The sequence below is a fragment of the Desulfobacter sp. genome (assembly GCF_050177295.1).
This window is the reverse complement of record NZ_JBFXHE010000123.1, coordinates 1-10,869: the sequence shown is the minus strand read 5'-3', so window position 1 is coordinate 10,869 and position 10,869 is coordinate 1. Positions and strand designations below refer to the sequence as shown.

Sequence of the window (10,869 nt, the reverse complement as noted above, 5' to 3'; positions counted from 1 at the left end):
ATGACACCATTATGGCGGCCCAGGCAGAAATTTCCGAAAAACGCAATGCCCGGCATGTGGGCCGTGTATACCCTGTTCTTGTGGAAGAGAACCCTGACAACGGCGTATACATCGGCAGGACCCCGTTTCAGGCCCCGGAAGTGGACGGGGTGACATTTATTTATTCAGATGGACTGGACACAGGCAGCCTGGTTCAGGTAAAAATAACCAACGCGTTTGAATATGATATTGCCGGGGAGATGGTGTGACAAAAGATATAAAAAAAGAGATTCTTTCACTGGCAGGCCCTGACCTTTTGCTGGTGGAGCAGGCCCTTGAAGCGAATTTGACCCCTAATCTGGATCTGGTCAGGCAGGTGGCAGGCCATCTGCTGTTTGCCGGCGGTAAACGGCTGCGGCCGTTGCTTATGATCCATGCAGCCCGCATGTGCGGGTTTCAGACCGGACAGGAAATCGAATTTTCCACTATTTTTGAGTATCTTCATGCCGCCACCCTGCTCCATGATGATGTGGTGGACGGCTCTGGCACACGCCGGGGCAAACCCTGCGCCCACACCCTGTGGGATGCGCCAACTGTGGTGCTCACAGGGGATTTTCTCCTGGCCACAGCGCTTGTTCTTGCCGCAAGAACAAAATCTCCCCGGGTCATTGAAGTGATCGCTCAAATTACAGCAGACATGTCCCAGGGTGAAATTCTCCAGATGGAAAAAAAGGGAAACCCGGACCTCACACAAGCAGAGTACAATGAGATTATAGAACGTAAGACAGCAGTTCTGATCCAGGGGGCCTGTCGCACCGGTGCCATTGTGGCCAAGGCCGGCCAAAATCGGGAAGCTGCCCTTAAGAATTACGGCTGGCACCTGGGCATGGCCTTTCAGATGGCCGATGACCTGCTGGACTATACTGCCACAGCCGAGCAGCTGGGCAAAAACCCCGGGGCAGATATGCGCGAAGGCAAGCTGACCTTGCCCCTGATTTACAGCCTTGAAAAGGCTGATGCCCCGGACCGCGAATGGATGCTGGCTGCCATGGCCCGGCCGCAGTTTAATCCGGAAGAATTTCAGGATCTTAAAGAACGACTGACTCGCCTGGGCGGGATTGAATATACAAACAACCTGGCTTTTTCCCATGTTCAGTCAGCCAGGGCAGCCCTGGATATTTTTCCTGAATCCGCCTCAAAACATCTGCTGGAACTGATTGCTGATTATTCCATCCTCAGAAAGGTATGACCATGATTTCCAAATTACGATTTTCTGCCCGTAAAAAATTGATTGCATTTATAATTGCGGTTTTTTGTTTTCCCTTGGCCGGGGTAATGGCAGCCCCACAGGATAGTGTCCAAATCACCACCGGCCGACATAAAATAAACGGCCAGGATACTTCAGGTGCCCAAAAGGATGCAGTGAGAGATGCCCTGGAAAAGGCCGTTCAAAGTGCATTTGCCACGGTGGTATCCCAGCAGAAACTGGGCGAAAATCTTGATTTTCTTTATGACCAGCTTCTTGCCCATACCATGGATTTTGTGTCCACTTACCGGGTCATCAACGGCATGGCCCACAACGGGGCGTATCTTGTGGGCGTGGAATCAAAGATCAGCCTGGAACTTCTGGAGAAACGACTGGTTGATTCCGGCATCTTCAACCCGGCCCGGAATAATCCAAAGGTTCTCGTACTCATTGCAGAACAGGGACCCGAAGATACGCAACCCCGGTGCTGGTGGTGGCAGCCGGAAGGTCAATCCTATGCCTCTGTTGCGGAACAAAGCCTGGAAGCCGTATTTGAGCAGGCCCATATCCCTTTGGTGGTTACAGGAAGTAATTATCCCGACCCTGCTGCCTATAATGTTGTATTTTCTGCCATGGATGACCAGACAGCTGCCATGGCCCTTGGACAGGCCCTTAAGGCCGATATGGTCGTCCTTGGCATGGCATCGGCCCAGGAGTCCGCTAACCGGATGGGAAATGAAAAAACCTTTGAGGCTGGTGTTTCGTTTACGGTGCTGGATATGGCGTCCCAGAAAGGGGTGATCCATACCACCTCCAGGGCCACGGCCAAAAGTATAGATCCCCGGGGCGCAGGCCAGGCACTTGCCCAGGCCGCAGAAACCGCTGGGCAGGACTTGAAGGAAAAAATTGAAGGATTCTGGGCCCAGGCCATGAAAGAGAAAAAAACCTTTGATCTTTATGTGGAGGGGGACAATTTTCTGACCCGGTTCATTGCCCTGAAACGTCAGCTCAAAGATATCAGGGAGATTGAAGATATTTCACCCCGTGAACTTGGATCATCCCATGCCATTATGGAGGTCAGCTACAAAGGCACCCCCGCAGGGTTTGCCAATGCAGTGATGCTGAGGACCTTTGAAGAATTCGGCATTGAAGTTTCAATGGTCTCTGATGATGCGGTGAAAATAAGATTTGTGGCCTCCCCGAACAACAACGCTGCCCCGCAGCCCCCCCAGGATGGCCTAAACGTTATTACCCCACAGCCGGATACGTCTTCCCAGGGATCAGTCAACAGCACGACCGGCCAGGGAATTGTTCAGAAAATACCGCAAGAATAGCGCCAATATTCTTGACATAATTTCACGGGTCTGTTAAAAGCCATCTAAGTTTAATGGCGCGTAACTCAGTTGGTAGAGTGCTACCTCGACACGGTAGAAGTCAGCGGTTCAAGTCCGCTCGTGCCAACCATAAAAATCAAGGGCTTAGAGGATTTAACTCTAAGCCCTTTTTAGTTTTTGTGCCCACTTTGTGCCCGGTTGTTTTTGGGGTGCCTAAAATGTGCCCGGTTGTGCCCACCTCAATTTAAAATTGCATTCTCCAATTTTATAGCCGCCGCCTGGTTCCTCGGTTTCGTTAAATGAGCATAAACATTCAGGGTCACCGTCGGGGTTGAGTGGCCCAACTGAGTTTGAATGTATTTTATATTCTCGTTCTGCTCGATCAGTAAAGAGGCATAGGTATGGCGCAGATCATGAAACCGTATTTGCTCAATACCGGCTGCTTTTAGTGCTGGCCTGAAATATCTGCTAACCATATTGCTGTTATTCATTGGGCTGCCGCTGGCCGTGGGAAAAACAAGTTCCAGTTCCCCGGGTGGGCAGGCAAGTTTCCATTCCTTCAATGTCCTCATGGTTTTCGGGCCAATATCAACTTTCCTGTTGGAGCCCTTGGTTTTAGTGGTGAAGAAAGCGCCATTGTTAAATGTCCGCTGAATGTGAATCTGGTTGTTCTCCCAGTCAATATCTGACCACTTGAGCCCCAGTAGTTCACCCTGACGGGCACCGCTGAAAATGGCCAGGGTGAAGAGGGTTTTGTATTTGTGACTCTTCACGTTCCCCAGAAAAGCCCCAATTTGCTCCGTCGTCATGATCTGAATGTTATCCTGCCCGTCTTCTTCTGTCCCCTGGCTCCTGGGTCGATCCGCATCAGCCAACGGGTTTTTAATGCAGTAGCCACGTTTTACACCAAGGGAAAATATCTGTCCCAGGGAAATCAGGACTTTTTTCAATGTACTGAGGTTCATCCCCTGTTCCTGCCGGGTTGTGATAAACTTCTCAACCATCGCGGTAGAAATCCTATTCATATACAAATGGTCAAATTCTGAAAAATGGTTCCTTGTGTGTCCTTCATATACTGACCAGGTGGTGGGGCGGAGATTCATTTTTTTATGCTCAAGCCATTCTTGGGCCACTTCCTTAAATGTCGGAATTTTTGCCGGGGCCATATAGGTGCCTTCTCTAAGCTGTCGGCGTATTTCATCCAACTTATCCTGGGCCACTTTTTTGGTGGTGCCCTTCGGCATTGAAATCCGTTGGCGCTCTCCGTGATCATCGTAAAAATCCAAGAAATAACCATTTCCTCTTTTTCGGACTTTTGACATATGTGCCTCCCGGATCGTTTCTATTTTTTAGCCCGTTTTCGGGCTATATTAAGTTGATCTGAATATTGTTCCGTGGTCCAGGGTTCCCCGTTGCCTCGGCTTTCCCTTGGAGTTGTTCATGCAGTTTTAAGACAAGCCTGTCTTGGTCTTCAGTGGTTGTCAAGTGGATTTTAAAAAACCGGCCACCACAAGGATGACCGGTCATACAATAAGGAAACCACTGGCCGGGGATGGATGTGTACCGGTATCGCAGCAGGCCCGTTTTGTTTTATGACGCACGGGGCAACACGTCGTATCTGTTAATCCAGCGCCGTCACAATCTCAGCCACTGAGGCAAGATCGCTACCGGATGCCGGACCATATTTGCTGTCAACACCCAAGGCCACCACACAGGCAGGGCCACCGGACGCCCCACCGGTCACAAGCCCGGCTTTCAGATACCGGGTGGTTTCTGCAACGGTCAGCAACTCCTGATCCCGGACACTGATAACGATCTGCTTATTGTCGTTCGCTGAGGCATCCGCAGCCAGTTGCGTGGCGCTCTTGAGTGCTGTGGCGTTTCCGCCGTCACTGTCACAGTAATAGACCGTGAAATCAATGGTTTCAGCCGCCATATTACCCAGGGCGCAGATGAACATTGCCTGGTGATATTTGGACATATCCACAACGTCGGTAAATACTTCGGTGTTCACCACGGTCTGGGGATCAATCGTTCCAATAACTGCAATTTTTTCACTTGTTTGTTCGTTTATCATAATATTCTATCTCCTTTATTTATTCGCTTGCACGTTCAGCCAGGGCCACAAAGGGGCTGTACTCGGTTGAACCATCACGCCCGGTAATCACACTTGACCGCCAGGGCTGCCCGCTGATCCGCATTACGAACCTGAAAGCCGTCAAACCCTGGTCAAACCAAACGTGCATGCTGACATCGGACCGCATACCGGCAGCTTTCATGATAATTCTGTATTGGCTGAGATCCGCCAGAATGATATCACCAGCGTCACCAAGCGAATTACAGGCTTCCGTATAAATTACAGGCAGACCGGCAAGACGGTCGTAAGGATTGTCAGCCAGGCCACCGGCAGGCAGATACGCCGGAACGCCGCCGTCACCGGTCGCAAGGTACATGCTCCTTAACTGTGGCAAGCAGGTACTGTGCGCCAGTACCACGGCGTTTTTCCTGTGCTGGGGCAGCATAGCCGCCTCCATTTTAGCAATATTTTCGAAAAGAATGGTATCCTGAACCTGACTTGTCTCTTTTGCAATGGTCTTGAGACCGCCTGCATTCAGGATTCCCATAGGCTGACCGGTTCCCGTCCCCTGGACGATCCCGAGAGCGATTTTGAAATCAAAAATTTCTCGGACTTTCCAGTCAAGGTAGGCGGACAAGGTTGAGGCATCTTCGAGCAGTTCATCACTGACAGGAACCAAGGCGGTTATCTTGCCAAGGCGCTGGGTCACGGTCTTCAGCTCCGGTTTGCTCTGGGTCAGGGTTGCAGCTTCATTTTCCCAATACGCCCGGATGCCGGTTGTTGACCACGGGGTTCCTTCGTCTGTGGGCATGACGTAGCTGTTACCCTGGACAGTTGTGATACTGCACCGGCCCAGGATGCCAGCGTCGCTGAACGAATCGGCCATGATCTGCTGCGAAAATTCCGCCGGGACAAGCACACCGCCATCAGCTCCGGAGCCCTCAGTGCCGAATGTGGTCGCGGCAGCCTGGATATAACCCATCAAACCATCGGTAGGGGCTGCGCCTGGCCGGGCAGCGTTACGGATGTCCAAGGCCATAGCGCCCAGGTTTTTATATCCGAACTTCTCGGCAGCCAGGGGGTTACTGTCACCCATAAATACACCGGGGCTCTGCCCGATGGCCACCGCTTTTTCAAGGGCGTCCGATTGTGCCTGTAACGCCTCGATTTTGGCGTCATTTTTCACTTTGAAATCCTCAAAAGCTCCGTTAATCATTTCAACCATTCCAGCAATATGGCTCAATCCTTCGTCCTGCTGTGCTGCATTTGCTCTCATATTAAGTTCCTTTTTTAAAAAATACATTTATGTAAAAAATGGCTGGGCTATATTTCCAAGCCAAATATATAAAATCATTTAACCACGTTTAGTTTTGGCGGTTCCGACGGGGAAAACCGGCCTGTCCCAGCCTGTTTTGCCCGTTCTTCGCGTTCTGCTTTAACGCCGGTCTTAACGCCCGCCTTCGGGTGGACATAGGGTGCCGCATAATAGGCCATTCGCGCTCTAACCTCGGGGTCCGCGTTCTCATCTCTCATGATCCGGAGCATGTACTCAAGCGGGGTCATGTTTTCCTCTGCTGCGGCTTTCCGAATCACTGCCTTTTCGATCGTCTTTTTATTTTTTGAGCCCTTTGGCCTTCCGGCACCGGGCCGGGGTCCACCTCGTGCCATTTGGTTCTCCTTTGATATTTTATTCAAAAACCACGATTAATTCTGCGGATGGGAGCCGACGAGGTTTCCGGGTCCGTGATCCTGGTAAGATTTGACCCAGGGGGGTGCCTGCCCGTCTATCTGCCCGGCTCCTGCTGCGTATGGTCAACCGGCCATGGATATCCTTGCCAGCAGTACCACGCCACAAGGGTACGCGCCCTTCCTGGTCGATCATCACGCCGGCACCTTATCCATGGTCACCGGCCACCAGGCTGGGCGCTTCGGGAGCTTGGATTCAACCTTGTCCATGCGTTTTTTTACGGGAATATTCCGGCATTTCCGACATAAGTGATAAGCGATCACCGCAGATCCAAAACGTTTGGGCTCGTTCGGTAAAAACAGGCAGGGGAATATTCCCTGCCTATCACATAAAAGACATTTCACCGGGGTAGCTCCCATTCCAACGTATCAAGCATGGATTCAAACTCGTTGATGTCATCCACAAGGTCGGCCAGGAATTTGCGAAGGCTGTTGAAGTCACCGCCATGGGGTCTGGCTTTGATCCGGTCTTCAATGGTTTTAAACCGGGTGTTTATGATATTTGAAAGTTCTTTGTGTCTCATCTTTGTGTCCTTTTATTATTTAGGCCTGCTGGATCTGCTCCTGGCTGGCTTCGTGGTCATATCTCAAGAAAAAGCCCTTTGGGTTGTGACGGGTTGTGACGGGTTGACGGCACTTTTGCTAAAACTCCCTCCACGAGGACCCCAAATTTCCCTGGAAAGAAAAGTTGGTAAAAAAGGCTTAAACCCGTCACACCCGTCACACAAACATATCATCAATAATTCCAATACCTTGATAGCAAGCTCCGTTTCTTCCTTTGTTTTTTTCGAATCGTTCGCCTATCTTGAGACCGAATTTTGTACCGCTTAAAGGCTTTAATCCGTTCTCGTTCATCCATGTTTTGTAATGGTCAAACAGTTGTTTTGCCTTTGCGGTATATCCCGGCCCGACAATACAAGCTTCATCTATGAACAACTGCAAAAGGTCCTCGCTGGTCCGGTATTCGTCAGTTGATTTGGTTACAATCTCAGGAGGACAAAGCCCGTGTTCCTGCCATTCAAGGCAACCCGCCACCAGGAAAGCAAGGATACCTTCGGCCTCGGCTTGGAGTTTTGTCCAAAGGTGCGGATCTTTTTTCCGTTCGTTGGGTTCGCTGGGATTGTCAACGAACCGTGTGCCAAATGGTATAAGGTTGATACGCTGCCACAAGGCAAAATCTTCGGCTGGTGCATGGGGTTTATTATTCGTCAAAAGCATCAGGGAAAAGGACTGCGGGAAAGATACTTCCTTGCGGCCATAGGGTGCCCGGCCTACCAGATCCCCGCCACCGGTCAAAAGCTTAACTTTGCCGGTATCCATCCGGCGGCCCTCGTTGGTCTCCGATGCCCAGGCTATCCTTAACCCCCTGAGACGCATGATATCAGCGCTCGGCCCGGATGAGCTTTTAAGGCGGCCCTGGTCAAGTAACAGTTCAGACTGGACAGGCCCGGCCAGATTTTCACCCAGGACAAATTTAATGGTCTCAAGAATGGTATCCTTGCCGTTTCTACCGGCACCCCATAGGATAAAAAGCTTATGTTCCAAGTTGGCACCAACCAGGGCTTGACCAAGCATCCTCTGAATATAACAAAACAGTCCCGTATCGTTGCCGCAGATTTCCATCAAAGCCCGCTCAAACTGTTTACATTCTGCACTTTTATGGTATTCGGTTGGGCAGGCTGCTTTTAAATACTGATCTGGTCTACCTGGTTTTAAATCACCGGTCCTCAAGTCAACGACACCGTTTTTACAAGGTAATGACCACGGGTCCCGGTCCCACTCTCCTCCTGCGATCCCCAGGCTATCCGGCCCCAGGGCGGCAAACTCGACTACCTGTTTCCGGTGGTATAGGCCGTTCATGTTGTGGATACTTGCCTGTAGTGCTTTTTTCTGTTTTTCCAGTGCTTTGACTTCCATCTCAAGGGATTCTTTTTGAGCCTGATCCGCTGTTTGGATCTGTTGGCCCAGGATAACCACTGCCCCGCGAAGGTTGGATTCGACTTTTTTAAATAGGTTCTGGACAATATCCAGAGCTTTAAGGACTTCGCCCGTGGAATCCGATACCCAATAATGGCCGGAGTACTTGTGCCAACACCCATCAGCATGATCGAAGCAGAATTGATTTTTAAGGACTTGCCGGGCAATATCCGCGCACCCTTTTTGCTCATCAAAGGCGGCATTGGTAATGTCTTGGCGTGATATACCAAACCGGCTCAGATAATCATCCAGTTCATCGTTTTGGGCGTCTTCCGGGTTTGGCGGTGCTGGTTCCTTTGGATTTTCCAAGATCGCTTTTGCGGCATCAAGACCGGCAGCGATCGCATAATCATTAAAGTCCTGTCCCACGGTTGGAGGTATGACGATTTGCAATCCATTTTTAAACGCCGCCTTGTTTGCAGCCATTAGACCGGCCCAGCTCGGATCGTTATCCGCTGCCACAATGACGGTTTTATACTTTTCTTTCACCCAAGGCAGGACATGCTTAAAATTCTCCTTGCCGCCCACACAAAAAACCTTTGCGCCCGTGGCCTCGTGAATGCTCCACCCGGTTGCCGGGCCTTCGCAGACATACGCTTTTTCTTTTGAGCCTTCTATTATATAGGCCGATCCTATGACGCCCTTGCCGTCATTTTTGGCCTTGCTCAAGAAGAGTTTTTTATCAAGGCTGATAAGCTGCAAGGTTTGGAGCTGCCCGGCGCTATCATGGAATGGAAGAACCCAATTCCCGTGTTTATCAACTCGAATTTCGTCCGGGTGGATCTGCTTTTTGTCGGTATACGGATGGGAGGTCATGCTCAAGGAGTGGTCCAAAATGTATTGGGCCAATGGCTTTTTGTCAGAACCGTTTACCTTGAGAAAATTTCCTTTTATCCCACATCTGTGACAATGAAAAACGCCAGTGTCAATATTAACGCCAAGGGTCTTATCCTGGCCCTGCCCATCCTGGCATATACAATTGACTCGGATCTCGCCGGACATCGCCCCTGATTCTGCAATGGCATCTACGACAGCCTGCATGGAACTACTTGACGCGCTGTTCATCCGCCCACCTCATTACCTCGGAGCGATAGAACCGTAAATCACGGCCTATTTTAAACCTTGGAAGTGAACCGGGTCCGGTTTGCATCGTCAGACCGTATATTTTTTGCTTAGGCACCTTCCACAGACTGGATAAATCATCAATAGTCATAATTTCATCGGGTTCAGACGGTTGCACGGACTTGGGTAGACCTTCCAGGAACGCTTGAACCTTTGGAAGTAGCGACTCGATTTCCGGCCCTAAATTGATATGGATATGGATTCCATTTTCAGTCATGGCAATGATCCTATTTGTTTGATTTTGGGACCATTGACCGGGCTATCAAGTATAAGATATGATGGCAGGGCCAACGATCTTCATTCGCGTGGGGGTTGTGGCATCGCCCTGGGGATATTCTTGGCGGGATTCCCCGGGGCATACTTCAACCTAAATTTTTAATTCGGCGGCCATCCTCTCAGCTTCCTTGTTTAACTGGTCGAGTTCACTTTGAGTAATTGTTGGTGATTTTAATAACGCGAAAACCAACCGTATGACACCACCAGAAATCCATGAGTTAATCCCATAACCATGGCTCTTTTCCACCCCGTCAGGATCTGAAAAATGCAGATAGCCAGGAATTGACACCGTTTCCCCATGGGGATCATTAATACAGCCTTTTGAATAGATAATGACCGCGTGGTTGGATGTTTTGGAGACATTAACACAGTCAACGAGATTGTCTGTTGGGCCGGAAAATAAGTCCAAAAGGGTGTCGCCAAAGGTTTTCCCGTCCTTATCCACAAGGCTGTTAAGTTTTTTTACAGTCGCCGGAGCGTCTTTTGGTACATTGGCACCCAATAAGGCGAGTATCATATCCCGTGCTTCTTCAAAATCAATATCGATCCCGCCACGGCCTGGGCCTTTCGTTTTTAGGATGCCAGCTTTTCTTAGCTCTAAAGCAAGGCTGTCAGTTTTGCTTTTTGGGACACCGGTTAATTGAGCCAGTATTTTTGATATCGCGGTACTGCTAACCATTATCTTATATTCCTTTTGTTGTGAGTTGCTGCCTGAAATCATTATTTACTGTTAGTGCTAATTTTCCATATAAAAGATCAGATGTCAATTAAAAAAGATCAGACTATAATCTTTTTTGAGATATCGCCTGTTTTGCTGGACCTAAACTGCTACCGCAATTCAAAAAACCAACGTAAACAGGCAAAAAGGTGTAGAGCATCGTGCGAAAGGCTTTCCTGATCACCGGAAACATAACTTATCATTTGCATGGTTCCCAGCTCCCCTGGGTAAATATGGAGCGGCTTACCATAGTTCTATACAGCTTTAATCATTTGACAATTTGTTAGATTTACGTATAATTATCCATCTTAATTTTTCCGGAGGCAGAGAATTTAACCTTGACAAATTGTCAATTTACTGCAATCTTATATCCAATCGTGCCCAAACCCCTGAT

The 10,869-nt window shown here is 49.6% G+C and carries 12 protein-coding genes and 1 tRNA gene; 5 read left to right on the top strand and 8 right to left on the bottom strand.

Annotated features, from left to right (window positions below; all coding sequences use genetic code 11):
• The 4 genes from AB7U36_RS10615 to AB7U36_RS10600 form a co-directional block, all read left to right on the top strand.
• On the top strand, positions 1–248 hold a 248-nt coding region (locus AB7U36_RS10615; RefSeq protein ID WP_428159752.1), incomplete at its 5' end, for a TRAM domain-containing protein.
• Positions 245–1,228 (top strand): polyprenyl synthetase family protein, encoded by a 984-nt coding sequence (locus tag AB7U36_RS10610; RefSeq protein ID WP_428159751.1) that lies wholly within the window; start codon positions 245–247, stop codon positions 1,226–1,228. The genes AB7U36_RS10615 and AB7U36_RS10610, both read left to right, overlap by 4 nt.
• An 86-nt stretch (positions 1,229–1,314) precedes the next feature.
• Positions 1,315–2,559, top strand: a complete 1,245-nt coding sequence (locus AB7U36_RS10605; RefSeq protein WP_428159750.1) for a hypothetical protein — start codon at positions 1,315–1,317, stop codon at positions 2,557–2,559.
• Positions 2,560–2,613: 54 nt separating this feature from the next.
• A tRNA-Val gene (locus AB7U36_RS10600) sits at positions 2,614–2,689 on the top strand.
• 109 nt (positions 2,690–2,798) lie between these two features.
• Here AB7U36_RS10600 and AB7U36_RS10595 read toward each other — a convergent pair.
• The 4 genes from AB7U36_RS10595 to AB7U36_RS10580 all read right to left on the bottom strand — a co-directional run bounded on the left by AB7U36_RS10595 (position 2,799) and on the right by AB7U36_RS10580 (position 6,304).
• Positions 2,799–3,881 carry a tyrosine-type recombinase/integrase gene (locus AB7U36_RS10595; RefSeq protein WP_428159749.1) on the bottom strand — a complete coding sequence of 361 codons (1,083 nt, stop codon included), beginning with the start codon at positions 3,879–3,881 and terminating at the stop codon, positions 2,799–2,801.
• 299 nt (positions 3,882–4,180) lie between these two features.
• Positions 4,181–4,636 (bottom strand): hypothetical protein, encoded by a 456-nt coding sequence (locus AB7U36_RS10590; RefSeq protein WP_428159748.1) that lies wholly within the window; start codon positions 4,634–4,636, stop codon positions 4,181–4,183.
• 19 nt (positions 4,637–4,655) lie between these two features.
• Entirely contained in the window at positions 4,656–5,912 is a 1,257-nt protein-coding gene (locus AB7U36_RS10585) for a phage major capsid protein (RefSeq protein ID WP_428159747.1), read from the bottom strand.
• A gap of 74 nt (positions 5,913–5,986) precedes the next feature.
• Entirely contained in the window at positions 5,987–6,304 is a 318-nt protein-coding gene (locus tag AB7U36_RS10580) for a hypothetical protein (protein ID WP_428159746.1), read from the bottom strand.
• Positions 6,305–6,352: 48 nt separating this feature from the next.
• Here AB7U36_RS10580 and AB7U36_RS10575 point away from each other — a divergent pair, with 48 nt between their 5' ends.
• Positions 6,353–6,631: a hypothetical protein gene (locus tag AB7U36_RS10575; RefSeq protein ID WP_428159745.1), complete on the top strand. Its 279-nt coding sequence runs from the start codon at positions 6,353–6,355 to the stop codon at positions 6,629–6,631.
• Between the two features lie 92 nt (positions 6,632–6,723).
• On the opposite strand, the gene AB7U36_RS10570 is transcribed toward AB7U36_RS10575, so the two are convergent.
• The 4 genes from AB7U36_RS10570 to AB7U36_RS10555 form a co-directional block, all read right to left on the bottom strand.
• Complete coding sequence (locus tag AB7U36_RS10570) at positions 6,724–6,906, bottom strand: hypothetical protein (RefSeq protein ID WP_428159744.1); 183 nt, start codon at positions 6,904–6,906, stop codon at positions 6,724–6,726.
• A gap of 196 nt (positions 6,907–7,102) precedes the next feature.
• Positions 7,103–9,424 carry a phage/plasmid primase, P4 family gene (locus AB7U36_RS10565; protein WP_428159743.1) on the bottom strand — a complete coding sequence of 774 codons (2,322 nt, stop codon included), beginning with the start codon at positions 9,422–9,424 and terminating at the stop codon, positions 7,103–7,105.
• Positions 9,405–9,698 (bottom strand): helix-turn-helix domain-containing protein, encoded by a 294-nt coding sequence (locus AB7U36_RS10560; RefSeq protein WP_428159742.1) that lies wholly within the window; start codon positions 9,696–9,698, stop codon positions 9,405–9,407. The genes AB7U36_RS10565 and AB7U36_RS10560 overlap by 20 nt, the downstream gene beginning before the upstream one ends.
• 150 nt (positions 9,699–9,848) lie before the next feature.
• Positions 9,849–10,478, bottom strand: a complete 630-nt coding sequence (locus tag AB7U36_RS10555) for a hypothetical protein (RefSeq protein WP_428159741.1) — start codon at positions 10,476–10,478, stop codon at positions 9,849–9,851.
• Between the last annotated feature and the right edge of the window lie 391 nt (positions 10,479–10,869).